The organism is Pseudomonas helleri, assembly GCF_009600315.1.
Classification (GTDB): Bacteria; Pseudomonadota; Gammaproteobacteria; order Pseudomonadales; family Pseudomonadaceae; genus Aquipseudomonas; species Aquipseudomonas helleri_A.
The window spans coordinates 1-17,950 of record NZ_WIWC01000022.1 but is presented as its reverse complement, the minus strand read 5'-3'; the positions used below and the strand labels follow the sequence as shown (position 1 = coordinate 17,950).

Genomic DNA, 17,950 nt, shown 5'->3' with positions numbered 1-17,950 from the left:
AGGGGACTGACCGCGTGCACCTTCACATTCATCGCCAATCTGCCCCATTCTCCAAAAAGGAGAGGAATGACCGTGCACAATTTCAAAATCACCGCCAATCTGCCCCCTCTCCCTCCGGGAGAGGGTTGGGGTGAGGGTGCTTCAGGGTTCAACGCGCTATCCCATGCCTGCGCAGCTTGCGATAAAGCGTATTACGACTGACCCCCAACTGCTCTGCCGTCTGCGTCATATGCCAGCGGTGCTGCTCCAGCGCCACCAACAAGGCCAACTTTTCCGCATCTTCCAGCGGGTGTTCAGACTGCCGGGCAGGTTCAGCAGTGACCTGACGAATGGCCCCCGGCAAATCATTCACTTCAATCACCCCGCTGTCACACAACGCGGCCATCGCTCGCAATACCGTGCGCATTTGCCGTACGTTGCCCGGCCAGCCAAAACCCAACAACGCAACACGCGCGCAAGGGCTGACCGCGATCCGCTGGTCCCCCGCCTCCTGCGCCAACAAGACGTCCAGCAACTGCGCTTTATCGGTGCGATCTCGCAAGGCTGGCAAGCCAATCTCCAACCCATTCAACCGGTAGTACAAATCTTCACGAAAAGTGCCCGCCGCCACATGCTCCTGCAAGTTGCGGTGGGTGGCACTGATGATGCGCACATTGACCGCCAGCGGCTCACCCCCAATCGGCACCACCAAGCGGTCTTCCAATACTCTTAATAGCCGGGTTTGCAGCGCCAGCGGCATATCGCCAATTTCATCCAGAAACAACGTGCCACCATCGGCCTGCTGCAACTTGCCCGGCATCCCTTCTTTGCGGGCGCCAGTGAAACTGCCACCGCGATAACCGAACAGCTCGCTTTCAATCAAATTCTCGGGAATCGACGCGCAATTGAGTGCGATAAAAGGCTGTTGGCTGCGCAAGCTGGCCTGATGCACGGCCTTGGCGAACACCTCTTTGCCCGAACCGGTTTCGCCATTGATCAACAACGGCACATCCCGCTCGAACACCCGCAGCGCCCGTCGAAAATGCTGTTGCAGGCCCTCATCCCCCAGACAAATACCGTTCAGGCGCGGAGCGGCTTCAGGCAGCGCTTGAGCCTTGAGCGGCGTCGGCATACTGCGCGGCTGCCCACGCACGACGACAAACAGACTGCGACCGTCGCGCGTGCGTAACGGCCAGCAGTTATTGGCCTGTGCGCTGGCCCGAGAGAAAAGCTCGTCACGCGGGCAGTCGAATACGCTTTCAACAACTTGCCCGAGCAAGCCTGCGCGACCGTTGCCGAGCAAATTCAAAGCACTTTGATTGATCGCCACAATCACGCCGTCGCCATCAAACGCCAGCATCCCTTCACTGAATAGCCCCACCGACTGCGCTTGAACATTGAAGCGCAGCAGCCACTGATGCTCGTAGTGGCGCAGGAAGTAGTTGTTTTCGATGAGCTTGGTCGAGAGATTGATCAGCGCCATGCTATGAAACTGGCTCTGGCGTGAAACCTCATGGCGGGCCGAGGACACATCCAACACCGCCAGCAATTCACCCTGAGGATCGAACACCGGGCTCGCTGAACAGGTCAGTCCGGTATGACGCCCGCGAAAGTGCTCGTCCTGATGAATCGTCAACGCCTGACGCTCGATCAGGCACGTACCGATTCCGTTGGTCCCCTCGCGCGCCTCGCTCCAGTCAGCGCCCAGCCACAAACCCGCCCGCTCAAAGACGGCACGCTCAGTCGGCGCGGTGACGCAGTTCAGAATTACCCCGTGAGCATCGGTCAGCAGCACCGCATGCCCGGCCCCGGACAGTTGCTGGTGCAGGCTGTTCATTTCATGCCCGGCAAATTGCAGCACCTGCTGCAAACGCTCCCGCCTCTCCAGAATCCGGGCGTGCTCAAGCACCGTCGGGGCGATGGTCTGCGCAGGATCGAGGTGGTAGTCGTCCAGGCAGCGTTGCCAGGAACGAATAATAGAAGGGTCACAACCCAGCGGGCGGCCTTGGGTGACATCTATGACTTGCCGCGCGTGGCGGCTGAGTTCGGTGTTGTGCATTGTTATTGTTCTCCGTTCTCGGCGGTCCCGCGCTCGTGTGAGGCATTTTTCCTCAACCCCAGCAGAGACCCAGTTCAAACCGAACGCCCAGCATCCTCTTGGCTCCCGACCATTGCAATCATGAACTGACTCGCCGGTCGTCGACTGTGTCACCCCTGGCACACCCTGTCACAGCGAGCGTGTCACTTTTGGCACAGTCGCGAGTTCGCCCGCCTTGACCAAGACCTGCCAAGCCCCGGCCTGCCTGACTCTCAGCAAGATGGCCCGGCCTTTGCTGCTGGATTGACCAGCGCCACAGCGCACCCTCCCATAAGCACAATAAAGCCAGGAGACACTCACCATGCGTTACGCACAACCCGGTACTGAAGGCTCGATCGTCTCGTTCAAGAGCCGTTACGGTAACTACATCGGCGGCGAATTCGTGGCACCGGTCAAAGGCCAGTACTTCACTAACACTTCGCCGGTTAACGGCAAAGCCATTGCCGAATTCCCGCGTTCGACCGCCGAAGACATCGAAAAGGCCCTCGACGCGGCCCATGCGGCGGCCGATGCCTGGGGTGCGACCTCGGTACAGGCCCGCTCTCTGGTCTTGCTGAAAATTGCCGATCGCATTGAGCAGAACCTCGAACTGCTGGCCATCACCGAAACCTGGGACAACGGCAAAGCGGTGCGTGAAACCCTGAATGCCGACGTCCCGCTGGCGGCTGATCACTTCCGTTATTACGCCGGCTGCATCCGCGCCCAGGAAGGCAGCGCCGCCGAAATTGACGGCAACACCGTGGCGTATCACATCCACGAACCGCTGGGCGTGGTCGGGCAGATCATCCCGTGGAACTTTCCGCTGCTGATGGCCGCCTGGAAACTCGCCCCGGCGCTGGCCGCCGGTAACTGCATTGTGCTCAAACCGGCGGAACAAACGCCGCTGAGCATCACCGTGTTTATGGAACTGATCGGCGACCTGTTGCCGCCGGGTGTGCTCAACGTGGTGCAAGGCTTCGGTAAAGAAGCTGGCGAAGCCTTGGCCACCAGCAAACGTATTGCCAAAATCGCCTTCACCGGCTCCACCCCGGTGGGCGCACACATCATGAAATGCGCCGCCGAGAACATCATCCCGTCGACCGTCGAACTGGGCGGCAAGTCGCCCAACATCTTCTTTGAAGACATCATGCAGGCCGAACCGGCGTTCATTGAGAAAGCGGCCGAAGGTTTGGTGCTGGCGTTCTTCAACCAGGGCGAAGTGTGCACCTGCCCATCGAGGGCACTGGTGCAGGAATCCATTTACGACGACTTCATGAAAGTGGTCATGCGCAAAGTCGAAGCCATCAAACGCGGCGACCCACTGGACACAGACACCATGGTCGGCGCACAAGCGTCCGAGCAACAGTTCGACAAAATCCTGTCCTACCTGGAGATTGCCAAAAACGAAGGCGCTGAACTGCTGACCGGCGGCGCAGTGGCCAAACTCGAAGGCGATCTGGCTACCGGCTATTACATCCAGCCGACCCTGCTCAAGGGCACCAACAAAATGCGTGTCTTCCAGGAAGAAATCTTTGGCCCGGTGGTCAGCATCACCACCTTCAAGGACGAAGCAGAAGCGCTGGCGATTGCCAACGACACCGAGTTCGGCCTGGGTGCTGGCCTGTGGACGCGCGACATCAACCGCGCCTACCGCATGGGCCGTGCCATCAAGGCGGGTCGCGTCTGGACCAACTGCTACCACCTCTACCCGGCCCACGCTGCGTTTGGTGGTTACAAAAAATCCGGTGTCGGCCGTGAAACCCACAAAATGATGCTCGACCATTACCAACAGACCAAAAACCTGCTGGTGAGCTACGACATCAACCCGCTGGGCTTCTTCTAACCTCTCGGCCCCGTAGCAGCTGCCGAAGGCTGCGTCCGGCGGCAAAGCCGTCGTAGATTCGATGAATGCGGTTTTTCTGAACAAACCGAACAGTTGGATTTACGACGGCTACGCCGCCGGACGCAGCCTACGGCAGCTGCTACAGATTACTCTGGCTCATCTTTTGCTTTACACCCTGTCAAATTTTTCAAACGATAAAGAACAGGTGACTGCACATGCCTAGCGAACCGATTGCCGCGACAGCGGCCCCTTCTTCCGTCGACTTTGAAAAAGTCGGCTCCGATTACTTTCAACAACGCGAACTGAAAAAAGGCGCCGCCGGTTGGGTCCTGCTGGTGGGTCTGGGCGTGGCTTACGTCATTTCCGGCGACTACGCCGGTTGGAACTTCGGCCTCGCCCAAGGCGGCTGGGGCGGGATGTTTATCGCCACCCTGCTGATGGCCACCATGTACCTGTGCATGTGCTTTTCGCTGGCCGAACTGTCCTCCATGATCCCGACTGCCGGCGGCGGCTATGGCTTTGCCCGAAGCGCATTCGGCCCTTGGGGCGGCTTCCTCACCGGCACCGCCATCCTCATTGAATACGCCATCGCCCCCGCCGCCATTGCCGTGTTTATCGGCGCCTATTGCGAGTCGCTGTTCGGCATTGGCGGCTGGATGATTTATCTGGCGTTCTACATCATCTTTATTGGCATCCACATCTTCGGGGTCGGTGAAGCGCTCAAATTGATGTTTATCATCACCGCCGTCGCCGCCATCGCTCTAGGCGTGTTTCTGGTGGCGATGGTGCCGCACTTCAGCGTCGCCAACCTGCTGGACATTCCGGTCACTCAAGCCAAGGGCGCCAGCGCCTTCCTGCCCTTCGGCTACGTCGGCGTATGGGCCGCCATCCCCTATGCCATCTGGTTTTTCCTCGCCGTCGAAGGCGTTCCACTGGCTGCCGAAGAAACCAAAAACCCCAAGCGCGACCTGCCTCGCGGCCTGATCGGCGCCATGTTGGTGCTCGTGACCTTCGCCCTGCTGATCCTGATCATCGGCCCCGGCGGCGCAGGCGCCCATCACTTGATGGCCTCCGGCAACCCGCTGGTTGAAGCACTGAGCAAGTCCTACGGCGGCTCGACCTGGATGGGCGGCTTTGTGAATCTGGTGGGCCTGGCCGGTTTGATCGCCAGCTTCTTCTCGATCATTTACGCCTACTCCCGTCAGATCTTCGCCCTCTCCCGCGCGGGTTACTTGCCACGCAAACTGTCGCAGACCAACAAAAGCAAAGCCCCCGTGCTGGCCTTGATCATTCCCGGCATCATCGGGTTTGGTCTGTCGCTGACCGGCCAAGGCGATTTGCTGATTCTGGTGGCCGTGTTTGGCGCAACCATTTCCTACGTGCTGATGATGGCTGCGCACATCACCCTGCGCATTCGTCGCCCCAAAATGGAGCGTCCGTATCGCACACCGGGCGGAATTTTCACTTCAGGCATCGCTTTGGTGCTTGCTTGTGTCGCGGTCGTCGCCGGATTTCTGGTGGACCCGCGGGTGGTGATTGGCGCGGCGGTGATTTATGGCGTATTGATTGCCTACTTCGCGTTCTACAGTCGACATCACTTGGTGGCCGGTACACCGGAAGAGGAATTCGCGGCGATTCAACAGGCCGAAAAAGCCTTGCACTAACCGCGAGCGTCACGTCAGGCGCACTGCGCCTGACGTTAAGGAGCATTGAATGGCAACTTTTTCTCACGCGGTCGGAACTCAGACTTACCGTTTTGACAGCCTCAAAGACTTGATGGCCAAAGCCAGCCCGGCCCGTTCAGGGGATTTTCTGGCGGGCGTGGCCGCGCAGAACGACGGTGAACGCGTCGCTGCACAAATGGCACTGGCTGACATTCCCCTCGCCTATTTCCTGCAAGAAGCACTGATTCCTTACGAAACCGATGAAGTCACCCGGCTGATCATCGACAGCCATGACCGGCTAGCCTTCACCCCGGTGAGCCACCTGACCGTCGGCGGTTTTCGTGACTGGCTGCTCAGCGACGCCGCTGACGAACACAGCCTGCGCGCCTTGGCGCCCGGCCTGACCCCGGAAATGGCCGCCGCCGTCTCCAAGATCATGCGTGTGCAGGACCTGGTGCTAGTGGCGCAGAAGATCCGCGTCATCACCCGGTTTCGCGGCACCATGGGCCAGCGCGGGCGCCTTTCGACCCGCCTGCAACCCAATCACCCCACCGACGACCCGGCCGGTATCGCGGCCAGCATTCTGGATGGCCTGTTGTACGGCAACGGCGACGCCATGATCGGCATCAACCCTGCCACAGACAGCATCGCCTCCATCTGCGACTTGTTGAACATGCTCGACGCCATCATTCAGCGCTACGAGATCCCCACTCAATCCTGTGTGCTGACTCACGTCACCACTTCCATTGAAGCGATCAATCGAGGCGTGCCGCTGGACTTGGTGTTTCAGTCGATTGCCGGCACCGAAGCCGCCAATGCCAGCTTCGGCATCAACCTGAATGTATTGCAGGAAGGCTACGAAGCGGGCTTGAGCCTCAATCGCGGCACGTTGGGCAACAACCTGATGTATTTCGAAACCGGCCAAGGCAGCGCGCTGTCGGCCAACGCCCATTTCGGCGTTGACCAGCAAACCTGCGAAACCCGCGCCTACGCCGTCGCCCGGCACTTCAAGCCGTTTCTGGTCAACACCGTGGTGGGCTTTATCGGCCCCGAGTATTTGTACAACGGCAAACAAATCATCCGCGCCGGGCTTGAAGATCACTTCTGCGGCAAGTTGCTGGGCGTGCCGATGGGCTGCGACATCTGTTACACCAACCACGCCGAAGCCGATCAGGACGACATGGACACCCTGCTCACGCTGCTCGGGGTGGCCGGGATCAACTTCATCATGGGTATTCCGGGGTCAGACGACATCATGCTCAACTATCAGACCACGTCATTCCACGACGCCCTTTATGCCCGCAAAACCTTGGGACTCAAACCTGCCCCAGAGTTCGAGCAGTGGCTGAGCAAGGTCGGAATATTTACCCAGATCGATGGCCGCATTGAGTTCGGTCATCAATTGCCGCCAGCCTTTCGTCAGGCGCTGGCTCATTTGGGAGGGCGCTGATCATGACTGACGCTCTTAACCCGTGGCTTGAACTGCGTCGCCTGACCCCGGCAAGAATTGCGCTGGGCCGCACGGGCACCAGCCTGCCGACCCATGCCCAGCTGGATTTTCAGTACGCCCATGCGCAAGCGCGGGACGCGGTGCATTTACCGTTTGATCATACCGGCCTGAGTGAACAACTGGCCGAGCGCGGGCAAACCACGCTGCTGCTGCACAGTGCCGCCCCGGACCGAAACAGCTACCTGCAACGTCCCGATCTGGGGCGCAAGCTCGATGAAGCTTCGGCGCAACACTTGCGTGAGCACGCGCAGGCCAATCCCGGCGGCATCGACCTGGCTATCGTGGTGGCAGACGGCTTGTCGGCGCTGGCCGTTCATCGTCACACCCTGCCTTTTTTGAACCGCATGCAAGCGCATATCGACCAAGCTGGCTGGCGCCAGTCGCCGGTGATTCTGGTGGAACAGGGCCGCGTGGCCGTGGCGGATGAAATTGGCGAGTTGTTGAGCGCACGGATGGTGGTGATGTTGATTGGCGAGCGTCCCGGCCTCAGTTCGCCGGACAGCCTGGGGCTGTATTTCACCTACGCGCCCAAAGTCGGCCTGACCGATGCCTACCGCAACTGCATCTCCAACGTTCGGCTTGAAGGATTGAGCTACAGCATGGCCGCTCATCGGTTGGCGTATTTGATGAATGAAGCCTGCCGCCGACAACTGTCGGGGGTTAACTTGAAAGACGAAGCGCAGGTTAATACCCTCGAATCCGAAGTTCCCAATGAAAACTTCTTGCTTAAGGACGCAGACTAAAAATCGACCTAAATCTCTGTAGCAGTTGACGAGTAGTGCGAGGCTACGTCCGGCTGCGTAGCAGCCGTAAGCCATACAGTCGGGTGATTTCAGATATACCGCGCTCAATTAGCTGGCGACGATTGCATCGTCGAACGCAGCCTCGCACCACTCGTCAGCTGCTACGGGGAGTGGCGAAGCGAAGACTTTACTTCCAAATACACGCTTGGCTACAAACTCCATCAGCAGAATTCGCGTCAGCCCGTATAATCCAACTCGTTAAAATTGTACGAAATTACTACTTAGCTTGTAGTTAAATACCATCTCCCCCCGCACAGGCCTGCTGAGTCGGGTCATCAACACAGGTGCTTCACATGGATTTCAACCCGCTCGACATTATCTTGCACCTCGATGTGTACCTCGACTTGCTGGTAAACAATTACGGGCCGTGGATCTACGCCATCCTGTTTCTGGTGATCTTTTGCGAAACCGGTCTGGTGGTCATGCCGTTTTTGCCGGGTGATTCCCTGCTCTTTATTGCGGGCGCGGTCGCGGCTGGCGGCGGCATGGACCCGGTATTGCTGGGCGGCCTGCTGATGGTGGCGGCGATTTTGGGCGACAGCACCAATTACGTCATCGGACGAACGGCGGGTGAACGCCTGTTCAGTAACCCGAATTCGAAAATTTTCCGCCGCGACTACCTGGAAAAAACCCACGATTTCTATGAACGTCATGGCGGCAAAACCGTGACCATGGCGCGCTTCCTGCCGATTTTCCGCACCTTCGCGCCCTTCGTTGCCGGTGTTGCGCACATGTTCTACCCGCGCTTCCTGATGTTCAGCGTAATCGGCACCATCCTGTGGGTGGGCGGTCTGGTCACGCTGGGTTACTTCTTCGGCAACGTACCGTTCATCAAGACCAACCTGTCGTTGCTGGTGGTGGGCATCATCCTGCTGTCGTTGGTGCCGATGATCATTGGCGTGATCCGCAGCCGCATGGGCCGCACCCCTGTAAAAGCTAAAGCCTGATCGCGGCCCGCCCTTATGTGGTCACTGCGCGAATGGCGGCGCCAGAGAATTCTGGCGCAGCACCCGGTTGCTTCTGATGTATGGCACAACGTTCGCCAGCACTTGAGCATCCTCGACGGCCTGGATGACGCGCAGGACAAATGGCTGCGCGAAACCAGCATCCTGTTCCTGCAAGAAAAACACCTGACCCCCATGCCGGGCGTAGACCTCACCGAAGAAGGCCAGCTGCTGCTGGCCGCGCAGGCGCAACTGCCGCTGCTCAACCTCGGCGATCTGGACTGGTATCAGGGTTTTCACGAAATCGTGCTGTACCCCGACGATTTCATCAGCCCTCAACGCCATCGCGATTCAAGTGGCGTGGAACATGAGTGGGAAGGTCATCACAGCGGCGAAGCCTGGCAACACGGCCCCGTGGTTCTGGCCTGGCCCGGCGTTCTCGCCAGTGGTGGCTGGGAAGGTTACAACCTGGTGATTCATGAGTTGGCGCACAAACTCGACATGCTTAACGGCGCAGCGAACGGCATGCCACCGTTGCACAGCCACATGGTTGTCAGTGATTGGACGCAAGCCATGCAACATGCCTACGACCACCTCAACCACATCCTTGATCATCACCCCGATCACGCCCCAATCGACCCGTATGCGGCGGAAAACCCGGCTGAATTCTTTGCCGTCACCAGCGAATACTTTTTCAGCGCGCCCGACCTGCTGAACCGTGCCTACCCGCAGGTCTATCAACAACTCGGCCTGTTTTATCGCCAGGACCCTTTGGCCCGGCTGCTCACGCTGCAAAGCGAACACCCCGAATACCGTGCGCAGCCCCTGCACGGCCAGACGTGACGGCGTTATACGAATACGCCTATAATCGCCGCCACTTTTTGGTCAAATTGGCCAAGTAAATTCGCCTATACACGGGGGCACCGCCCAATGAGCTACAGCAAGATTCCGGCTGGCAAAGACCTGCCGAATGACATCTACGTCGCCATCGAGATTCCGGCCAACCACGCGCCGATCAAATATGAAATCGACAAAGACAGCGATTGCCTGTTCGTTGACCGCTTCATGGCGACCCCAATGTTCTACCCAGCCAACTACGGCTTTATCCCTAACACCCTGGCTGACGACGGTGACCCCCTCGACGTGCTGGTTGTGACCCCTTACCCGGTTGCTCCAGGTTCGGTTATCCGTGCACGCCCGGTGGGCATTCTGCACATGACCGACGACGGCGGTGGCGATGCCAAAGTAGTTGCCGTACCTCACGACAAACTGTCCCAGCTGTACGTTGACGTGAAAGAGTACACCGACCTGCCACCGCTGCTGATTCAACAAATCCAGCACTTCTTCGAGAACTACAAAGATCTCGAAAAAGGCAAATGGGTGAAAATCGAAGGTTGGGGCGACGCTGAAGCTGCCCGCGCCGAGATCACCAAATCGGTTGCTGCCTACAAAGGCTAAAAGAAGTCGGTCATGCCTTAATGGCATTTCCACTTCCTGAAAAACCTCGGTTCGCCGAGGTTTTTTTATGCCCGAAACATCACTACCAAACGGTCTGTTCAAGAGGTTTAACGATTAAGCCGTGCACTAGTAGGAATTTACTTAAAAAGCCTCGGAAACTTCTTCTGATGATAGGGATTTATCCTATTTCAGACCTGCTTTATTGAACGCTTGGTTTATTTAAACGGACAGGGGTTGCCCGTAAACTCCCTATTCATGAATACATCCGGTGATCGCCTCAAGTCACTCCTGCGGGAGTGCCATTTATCCGCTTCGGACTTCGCCGCCAACCGCCGCGTTACGCCGCAGCACGTCAACAACTGGTTCAAACGCGGTATACCTATGGCCCGCCTGGACGAAATTTCCGAACTGTTGTGCGTCAACAGCCGATGGCTACGGACGGGGGAAGGCGTAAAACATCCTTCAGTCCCGGGACTGAGCCCCAACGCACCCAAAATGACCACTGCGGCCTCACCTGATGCCGACTTTCCTGCCAGCGACATCGCCGTCCCCTATTACAACGAAGTCCTTAGCCCCAGCGTCCTGGGCAAAACCCGCGTGGTTGAAATCCCCGACCATCACGTGCGATTGAGCCTTGCCTGCCTGCTCGCCATGGACGTCAACCCGGACGAAGCCATCTGCGCGCCCATGCTCGGCAACAGCATGGCCTGCCGGATACAACACGGTTCAACGGTCGCCATAGACCGCAGCCTGACCCACATCGTCGACGGCGAAATTTACGCCCTCGAACATGACGGCATGTTGCGCATCAAATACGCCTACCGGCTGCCCAACAATGGCCTGCGCCTGCGCAGCCACAACCCGGGCGAGTACCCGGACGAAGCCTTCAGTGAATTACAAATAGAGCAGCAACACATACGCATTCTGGGCTGGGTGTTCTGGTGGTCGACCTTGAACACACGACGCCCTGTCGTGCCTTACGCACTGAGTGAATAACACCGGTTGGGCTTTTTTCTGGGAAAAGCGAAGCAACCTCAGTATGATTGCCGCACTTGCGCATCCCCCTCGCTCACCGCGAGCAGGCATGCAGGGCCAGGCAACACAAGGTTGCCCTGCCCCACTCCCCGTTTGAAGGTGAGTACGGTTTACCAAAAATAAACCAGACCCACCCCCGAGAAGCCGGCCACAAGCCGGCTTTTTAATTGTCCGAAATAATCCTATCCCATCCGATAATCTTCCTGATAGCTTAGCTATTCCGGGGGTTTCAGGCATTATCCTGTCCGATGGCGTTCAACGCCACTTGACCTCATCCGACGATGAAGTGGGGGGACAGGTGGGGGGACAAAACGGACGACAGGGGAAATCCAATGGGTAAGCTGAATCCGAAACAAGTCGAAAACCTGACCGAACCTGGCACCTATGAAGATGGTGATGGACTTCGCTTAGTCGTCAAACCTACCGGACGTAAATCCTGGCTACTTCGCTTCCAGCTGGCAGGCCGTCGCAGAGAGATGGGCCTGGGCTCATTCCCTGAGGTCAGTCTCAAGAAAGCCAGACAAGATGCCAGCACCAAACGCACCCAATTGAGTGACGGCATAGACCCATTAGCCGCTCGCGACATAGAGCGCGCCGCTCAACGGGAAGCCCAGCGTGCAAGTGAAGCCAAGCAACTGAAGTTCGAGACACTCGCAACGGAATACCGTGATGCTCACGGCGCGGCATGGTCGGATAAATGGCGTAAAGGCTGGCTGCGAAAGCTGGAGCTGTATGCGTTCGATCACATAGGCAAGCTGTCAGCAGAAGACATCGGAACTCGCGAAGTGCTCAAGGTGTTGCAACCCATCTGGGCCACTAAGACTAGAACCGCCGACGAGGTACGCGGACAGATCGAACAAGTCCTGGACGCCGCCAAGGCACGCAATCTACGACAAGGTGAGAACCCTGCTCGCTGGCGCGGGCATTTAGACAATCTGTTGAGTCGTGCTGAAAAGAAGAAGGCTCGGAAGCGTGAGCACTTTGAAGCATTGCGGTGGCAGGACGTACCCACTCTGATGGCTAAACTCAGCGCAAACACCACACCAGCGTCCTTGGCCGCTCAACTACTGATCATGACCAGCGCACGCGCCCACATGGTGAGGTTTGCACGTTGGGATGAGTTTGATCTGGAAGCTGGGACATGGTCGTTGCCAGGTGAGCGTATGAAAATGCGTATAGCGTTCGTAATCCCGCTTGCCGAGGAAGTCGTAAAGCTGGTGAAGAGCATTCCGCAAGATGAAGGAAGCCCTTTCCTTTTTCCTGGCCAGGGCAAGACTGGGGTCATGCATGCAAACGCGGTAAGAACGCTTCTGCATGGCATGGAATACAAACAAGTCACGCGACACGGTTTTCGATCATCATTTCGAGACTGGGCGGGAGAATGCACTCAATTCCCGCGCGAGGTTTGCGAGATGGCTCTCGCTCACGACGAACGCGACCAGACTGAGGGAGCCTACTCTCGGACTGACTTTCTCGACAAGCGACGCGCCCTAATGGGCAGATGGGCCAATTACTTAACTTCTAAGGATCTGCTGCAAGAGCCCACTCATGAGCAGCACGCAGCCAAAGTGTAGGGACGGTGCATACAGGTAACTACGACGCAGCAGTCCAATAGATACCTGCTCACAAAGAGCATATGCCCATACGAGCAACGTGATTCACCCTCACCCAAACATCGCTGCTACTCTATCGTCCCCATCTATCAGATAGGAATATGACCTTGTCATTCCGGAACAATGTTGAGGCGAGTGCAGTGAGTCCACATACAGTCACGGCGACTATGCTACTCAACAAAGCTGCCCAGGTTGTACAGCACGTGTTTGACCTGCGGGGAATAGCCCAGCATGCGAGAGAGCAAACGCTGCAGTCGCTTTATGAACGGATGGATAGTTTTGAGATCCGACCTCTCGAGAACAATCAAGTCGACCCGATCATTCGTCAAAGCAAGGTCGCGATTGAAGAAAAGCTGACCGAGCATACCGACGCCTCCCTGCAACAGGCAGTCCACGTGCGATTTGTCTACGACAAACACTTGCTGCTACTGAATACGCCGAGAGCAGAAGCCTCATATGAGCAATATTTACAGGACATGGTCGCTTCTTTAATGCTGGCCAATCGTCATATGGCAATGCTAGAGGCACTGGAGAACATAAAGAATAAAATTTACATTGTTCGCGCTTCTGCAGGAGGAAACTCTAAAAAAAAAGCGCCATCTACAAAAATAACCTCTCAACTTCTTGAAGCCATGATCAAGGGCATGATCTATAATAATGCGAAACTCGTAAAACGAGATAAAACTCATGTCGCCGACGAGATAGCTACACGCATCTTCAAAGTCAACCGCGAGTTCGAGATGTTAGATATCGCCAATCTCGATGATTTGAAGCACAAGGTACGAAATATCCTGTTTGAAATTAGCCGTACCTGTAAGCAAGGCGACCAGCGAAAAGCAGATCGCTTGCAACTAGGGTATTCCCTCCGCCACTCGTTTCCAAATCGAAATACGGAAGAAGAGCGCCAGATGGACGTGGAGGCCGCGCGCACTTTTGGGCGAATTGAAGGAATAAAAGTGGCGTTGATTCAGCAGATGAAACAGCGGTTTGGAGAGTTGCCGACGTCAGCAATTGAAACGTTGGAGACCACTGGCGATATGGATCAACTGCAAATCTACCTAGAGCGGCTAACAGAGGCCCGGTCTGTAGATGACGTCATTCAAAATGCCCAATGAGAGATATTAATCTAAATGAAAACGCCACCGTGACGGTGACGTTCTCAATTCACAAGTAGCAACAGGCATACGATCGCCCAGTAATGGCTGACGATTGCGGATTATTTCCTCATGGCTGAGCGCGCTAACATAGCTTGGCGCTACACAGCACCATCAGGCCCTATGCCCCCGCTAAATTGAAGTTTTAAAAGGATCAAGAACACTTCTAGTAGTAAAGTTGCTCATCGAGCGCTCAGGAAATATATCAAGACACACGACCTTTCCAACCTTTGACAACAACACCTTCCTCTGCGCCATGAGCACTTCTATAGCAGAATCTAGACGCTTCACGTCACGCACCGGATTGGGCCCCCTTTGTCGAATTGAGTTCTTCGCTACGAACCTCACACCAGACTCTCGCTCTTTCTGCAGCCAAGCGTCCAATTTCTGAGCATCAGCTTCTTCTTGAGGTTGTGGCGTAAACATCCGTAAAAACTCGTCAGAGTACCAAAAGCAAACTTCGATAGCTGCCTCCAAGGTTTCCACAGCTATTTCTCCATCTTTTTTTTCGAAGAAATGAAATATAGCAGCGACTCTGGCGATATTATCTGCCAACTTGGACGCATGATCCCCCATACCAAAATATCGCCCTCCCGGTCTAATCTGCGCCTCCACCCCATTAAAAATACTGACCCACCGGTGAATCGCCGCCTGAGAAAACCTAACCACCAACTTCGGCTTCTTGGGGTCAGCTAGAAACTCAACACTGTTTTTAAGTATCTCGCCGACGCGCTCAGAAAACCTGTCACAACAATCCCAACGCGCGGCGCCTTCCGTAATAAACCGAGTCCCCTGAGTAGACTCTGGACTGCAAACCAAAAACCTAGCCCACAAGCCAGACCCACGTGATTTTTCACCGTTTTTCTCCATATAGCTAAAAAAGGAACTTTCTTGAACCATTAACGATACCGTCAACCGTCCTCTGACCTCATAACTTTCAGCCGACACACGATCAACCGTTATGGTATCCCCGCTCCATAACGCATTTTGTTTTGAAAGGTCATTGAATGCCTTACCCGTCAGCACGCCACCGCCCTCACTGGAGATAAGTCCAGCTACTGGAATGTTCTGGTGCAAGCCAAGAAACAACGCCTCTGACGTAGCATCTTCGTACAGCAACTTGAAGCGCCTAGGTTTGATCGGCGTACAGGCTTGATGTTCCATGAGTTGTCTATTCGGATCACCCCCCTCCGACTGATCCAATAGTAGAGTTTCTTTCAAGATAGCCTTTCGACGAGCGTCCCAGATCGACTGTTTAGCACGCCAATCAGAGAGCTCTGATTGATAAATAACATCCATCTCATCCTGAAAGCGCCGAACTCCTCCCATAAATACATTCTCTGCGGTCGACTTTCGCTCCCCAGAGTTGGCCACCGTGAGCACCATTAGTGATACCGGACTGATTTGGCCATTTGGTTTACAGACATCAATTGAACCTTGAGCCGCAGTCGCCATGGTTGGCAACGCAGCTGAATAAATAAGTGCTCGCGGGGCCATTATATTGCGCTCAGCTTCATCTACTGCGGCCCCGATAATCGGCAAAGCCATAGACCTTGGAAATGCTCCACCTGGGACAGGAAGCCAACTTGACACACCATTAGAAAAATTCATAAACCACCCCTCTCAAGAATTCACGCTGTAAACATTTCGGCTTTCTGCAATTCGGGACTCAATCCACCGACAAACATCCTCCTCAATCCAACCTACAGCTGACGCCCCCAATTTAATCGGCCTGGGAAAACTGCAGTCGTACCTGGGCGACATTGGATTTAAGCGATCGTAGATGGTCGACGTACTCAGCCCGAGACGCTCTCGCAACTGCCGCATACGCAAAATTCTTAACATCAGTTTATTACTGTTTTCTTTGATCATTTCTACACCCTCTTCGGCTACGGATTCGATGAGAAGGACTCTAAAGCCCCTGCCTCCCCTAGTCGTTGAAGGTGCTAAACGCCACACCCACTCTAAGCAGATCTATAGACATCGCCGTGCATTTTGTGCTTGTCGATTTCACCCCATCGAATCTGCCTGGGTCCACTGCAGCTGCTATTCCTGCTATTAGTAGCAGGAATAGCAGCCTCACTTCCCCCTACCTCCGCTCAAGCCTCCCTTTCGGCTGCACCCTTCGCGTGAATAATTCAGCAGCCATGAGCCGCCTGCTGGTCAACCCATTGCAGTAGTAAGGCCCTACCAGGTCCGCTTGGCCGTCGTCGACCCTGCTCCCAGTCCTGCAGCGTGCGAGAGCTGATCCCCAACTGTTTGGCGAGCCCCCGCTGGGTTAGCTTCAGTCGTTGACGCAAACAACATACTTGCCTGAGGACGTCTGAAGATATCGAGCGGTCCTGCGTGGGATTATGCTGTCTCCTTGGCCCTTGCTGAGGAAGTTGCTTCGAAAACTCAGAGTTAACCGTTGTAAAAGTAGATAAGGGAAATTCGGAACTTACAGGCGCAGGCGGCTGCACTGCCTCTTGCGAACTTACCTGTGACTGACTTTCATACTCAGGGTGCCGAGTGAGAAACTCACGGCGCCAATGCTCGCTGTAGCTCATGCGAAAGACTCCTTTTCCAGTGAGGAACAGTGCGGCATTGCCGCACCATACAATAGGCATATTGAAACACCTATCTGACCGTACTCAGATTCGGCTGGTGGTAAACACTGCAAAGCCCTGCCTCAGCTCCTGTGACTTGCTGTATTCCTTACACAAGTAGCTCATGGCGTAGACCACCGGCTTGATCGAATCAGGAAAGCGCCGCTCCATGCACTGGTAAACCTGACCACTGAGTTTGTCCTGGCAGGCATGCACCAACCCTGACATGTCGTGTGCAGCACAACCAATTGCCCAGGCCCAAGCGCGCACGATGCGATGAAACAAGTTCTCTCTGCTGTAAGTGCCGTCTGCGCTAGGCCCGTAGTTACCTAAGCCTCCAATGGCGTCGTAGTTGAGCAATAGCATGAGGTGATAATGGGGTGCCTCGCTGCTGTTGCGCTCCCGACACCAGATGTAGCGAATTTCAGTCGAGTACTTAGTCTCCGCCCAAGCCAACTCTTTATTTAACTGGTAGAAGAAGCGAGTCATCACCTCGTTACTGATGAGCGCATCGGAAGGCATCAACCCAACGGGATAACGTAAATCCACCCGACAGACTAAGGTACGGGACTGTACCGAGAGACAGTGCTGTAAAGCCTCCAAGCCACGCTCTAGGTAGTTCTCAATCAACGGACCATGTGCCAACTGTTGCTGCACGGTGAACCCACGGTATTTATTATCGTAATATAACTTCAGACTAGTATTGCTGGGATGACGTTTGGGTTGATGCTGGAACATGATCGATTTCCTGTAGGCAGTGCGTTAGGGATCCACCGGGAGGAACACAACACCAGGTGCAATTCGGCACCTTGCTTCGGCTTATACGCTGATAACAACTTTCAAAGGGCTTTGACTTGTAGTCACGCCATACGTTATTGCTGCTTATGGCGAGCTAGGCTTGTAGGTATCTATCAGCACACACCCATTAGGTGAGTGCTATGGAAGACTCAACACTCAATGACAACCATGCTAATTATTAGTCACAATTACAGAGCGTGCTAGATACATACTACTTTAACCGTAACAACAGCACTGCCGCACCTGCACATACTCTGGACAAACAAGCCGCATGAAAACTTATTCTCCAGTACACCAGCAAGGAAACGGACTTTAACATTCATAAAAAGATTCCATTCTCATTCGAAATAATAGCGTACAAACCGACAGGTATGTGCCATCGGTGATCTGCAGTCATATAGACACTTGGCGGTTGCAGGAGCTGAGTGCAACACGGTTATTGAATTGAAGCCGGAGCATCATGCCGCATAGCCAAGGCTTCCTG

Annotated in this window: 15 protein-coding genes; 10 read left to right on the top strand and 5 right to left on the bottom strand. The window is 55.5% G+C overall.

Annotated features, from left to right (window positions below; all coding sequences use genetic code 11):
* Nucleotides 1-148: 148 nt before the first annotated feature.
* Nucleotides 149-2,038 carry a sigma-54-dependent Fis family transcriptional regulator gene (locus tag GHN86_RS14120; RefSeq protein ID WP_153386781.1) on the bottom strand — a complete coding sequence of 630 codons (1,890 nt, stop codon included), beginning with the start codon at nt 2,036-2,038 and terminating at the stop codon, nt 149-151.
* Nucleotides 2,039-2,378: 340 nt separating this feature from the next.
* Here GHN86_RS14120 and GHN86_RS14115 point away from each other — a divergent pair, with 340 nt between their 5' ends.
* The 10 genes from GHN86_RS14115 (at nt 2,379) to GHN86_RS14070 (ending at nt 14,041) form a co-directional block, all read left to right on the top strand.
* The gene (locus tag GHN86_RS14115) at nt 2,379-3,899 is read left to right on the top strand and encodes an aldehyde dehydrogenase family protein (protein ID WP_153378938.1); all 1,521 of its coding nucleotides are present in this window, start codon (nt 2,379-2,381) and stop codon (nt 3,897-3,899) included.
* 215 nt (nt 3,900-4,114) lie between these two features.
* Nucleotides 4,115-5,563 carry an ethanolamine permease gene (gene eat, locus GHN86_RS14110; RefSeq protein WP_153378937.1) on the top strand — a complete coding sequence of 483 codons (1,449 nt, stop codon included), beginning with the start codon at nt 4,115-4,117 and terminating at the stop codon, nt 5,561-5,563.
* Nucleotides 5,564-5,612: 49 nt separating this feature from the next.
* Nucleotides 5,613-7,013, top strand: a complete 1,401-nt coding sequence (locus GHN86_RS14105) for an ethanolamine ammonia-lyase subunit EutB (RefSeq protein WP_153378936.1) — start codon at nt 5,613-5,615, stop codon at nt 7,011-7,013.
* A gap of 2 nt (nt 7,014-7,015) precedes the next feature.
* A complete protein-coding gene (gene eutC / locus GHN86_RS14100; RefSeq protein WP_153378935.1) occupies nt 7,016-7,816 on the top strand; it encodes an ethanolamine ammonia-lyase subunit EutC in 801 nt (266 codons plus the stop codon).
* Nucleotides 7,817-8,169: 353 nt separating this feature from the next.
* The gene (locus GHN86_RS14095; protein ID WP_153378934.1) at nt 8,170-8,823 is read left to right on the top strand and encodes a DedA family protein; all 654 of its coding nucleotides are present in this window, start codon (nt 8,170-8,172) and stop codon (nt 8,821-8,823) included.
* Between the two features lie 15 nt (nt 8,824-8,838).
* The gene (locus GHN86_RS14090) at nt 8,839-9,663 is read left to right on the top strand and encodes a zinc-dependent peptidase (protein ID WP_153378933.1); all 825 of its coding nucleotides are present in this window, start codon (nt 8,839-8,841) and stop codon (nt 9,661-9,663) included.
* An 87-nt stretch (nt 9,664-9,750) separates the two neighbouring features.
* Nucleotides 9,751-10,278 (top strand): inorganic diphosphatase, encoded by a 528-nt coding sequence (ppa, locus tag GHN86_RS14085; protein WP_016779241.1) that lies wholly within the window; start codon nt 9,751-9,753, stop codon nt 10,276-10,278.
* Nucleotides 10,279-10,533: 255 nt separating this feature from the next.
* Nucleotides 10,534-11,274: a LexA family transcriptional regulator gene (locus GHN86_RS14080; protein WP_153378932.1), complete on the top strand. Its 741-nt coding sequence runs from the start codon at nt 10,534-10,536 to the stop codon at nt 11,272-11,274.
* A gap of 371 nt (nt 11,275-11,645) precedes the next feature.
* Nucleotides 11,646-12,887 (top strand): tyrosine-type recombinase/integrase, encoded by a 1,242-nt coding sequence (locus tag GHN86_RS14075; RefSeq protein WP_153386779.1) that lies wholly within the window; start codon nt 11,646-11,648, stop codon nt 12,885-12,887.
* 140 nt (nt 12,888-13,027) lie between these two features.
* Nucleotides 13,028-14,041, top strand: a complete 1,014-nt coding sequence (locus tag GHN86_RS14070) for a hypothetical protein (RefSeq protein WP_153386777.1) — start codon at nt 13,028-13,030, stop codon at nt 14,039-14,041.
* 171 nt (nt 14,042-14,212) lie between these two features.
* Here GHN86_RS14070 and GHN86_RS14065 read toward each other — a convergent pair whose 3' ends face one another.
* The 4 genes from GHN86_RS14065 to GHN86_RS14050 form a co-directional block, all read right to left on the bottom strand.
* A complete protein-coding gene (locus GHN86_RS14065; protein WP_153386774.1) occupies nt 14,213-15,691 on the bottom strand; it encodes a YfjI family protein in 1,479 nt (492 codons plus the stop codon).
* A 12-nt stretch (nt 15,692-15,703) separates the two neighbouring features.
* Nucleotides 15,704-15,907: a helix-turn-helix transcriptional regulator gene (locus GHN86_RS14060; protein WP_228389621.1), complete on the bottom strand. Its 204-nt coding sequence runs from the start codon at nt 15,905-15,907 to the stop codon at nt 15,704-15,706.
* 311 nt (nt 15,908-16,218) lie between these two features.
* Nucleotides 16,219-16,629, bottom strand: coding sequence for a helix-turn-helix domain-containing protein (locus GHN86_RS14055; RefSeq protein ID WP_153386772.1), 411 nt, complete (start codon nt 16,627-16,629; stop codon nt 16,219-16,221).
* An 84-nt stretch (nt 16,630-16,713) separates the two neighbouring features.
* Nucleotides 16,714-17,406 carry a YagK/YfjJ domain-containing protein gene (locus GHN86_RS14050; RefSeq protein ID WP_153386769.1) on the bottom strand — a complete coding sequence of 231 codons (693 nt, stop codon included), beginning with the start codon at nt 17,404-17,406 and terminating at the stop codon, nt 16,714-16,716.
* Between the last annotated feature and the right edge of the window lie 544 nt (nt 17,407-17,950).

Coding starts and splice junctions, on each gene's coding strand:
- eat (WP_153378937.1), top strand. CDS start 4,115: ATGCCTAGCGAACCGATTGCCGCGACAGCGGCCCCTTCTTCCGTCGAC.
- eutC (WP_153378935.1), top strand. CDS start 7,016: ATGACTGACGCTCTTAACCCGTGGCTTGAACTGCGTCGCCTGACCCCG.
- GHN86_RS14065 (WP_153386774.1), bottom strand. CDS start 15,691: ATGAATTTTTCTAATGGTGTGTCAAGTTGGCTTCCTGTCCCAGGTGGA.
- GHN86_RS14090 (WP_153378933.1), top strand. CDS start 8,839: ATGTGGTCACTGCGCGAATGGCGGCGCCAGAGAATTCTGGCGCAGCAC.
- GHN86_RS14075 (WP_153386779.1), top strand. CDS start 11,646: ATGGGTAAGCTGAATCCGAAACAAGTCGAAAACCTGACCGAACCTGGC.
- GHN86_RS14055 (WP_153386772.1), bottom strand. CDS start 16,629: ATGAGCTACAGCGAGCATTGGCGCCGTGAGTTTCTCACTCGGCACCCT.
- GHN86_RS14080 (WP_153378932.1), top strand. CDS start 10,534: ATGAATACATCCGGTGATCGCCTCAAGTCACTCCTGCGGGAGTGCCAT.
- GHN86_RS14115 (WP_153378938.1), top strand. CDS start 2,379: ATGCGTTACGCACAACCCGGTACTGAAGGCTCGATCGTCTCGTTCAAG.
- GHN86_RS14060 (WP_228389621.1), bottom strand. CDS start 15,907: ATGCGGCAGTTGCGAGAGCGTCTCGGGCTGAGTACGTCGACCATCTAC.
- GHN86_RS14120 (WP_153386781.1), bottom strand. CDS start 2,038: ATGCACAACACCGAACTCAGCCGCCACGCGCGGCAAGTCATAGATGTC.
- GHN86_RS14105 (WP_153378936.1), top strand. CDS start 5,613: ATGGCAACTTTTTCTCACGCGGTCGGAACTCAGACTTACCGTTTTGAC.
- ppa (WP_016779241.1), top strand. CDS start 9,751: ATGAGCTACAGCAAGATTCCGGCTGGCAAAGACCTGCCGAATGACATC.
- GHN86_RS14070 (WP_153386777.1), top strand. CDS start 13,028: ATGACCTTGTCATTCCGGAACAATGTTGAGGCGAGTGCAGTGAGTCCA.
- GHN86_RS14095 (WP_153378934.1), top strand. CDS start 8,170: ATGGATTTCAACCCGCTCGACATTATCTTGCACCTCGATGTGTACCTC.
- GHN86_RS14050 (WP_153386769.1), bottom strand. CDS start 17,406: ATGTTCCAGCATCAACCCAAACGTCATCCCAGCAATACTAGTCTGAAG.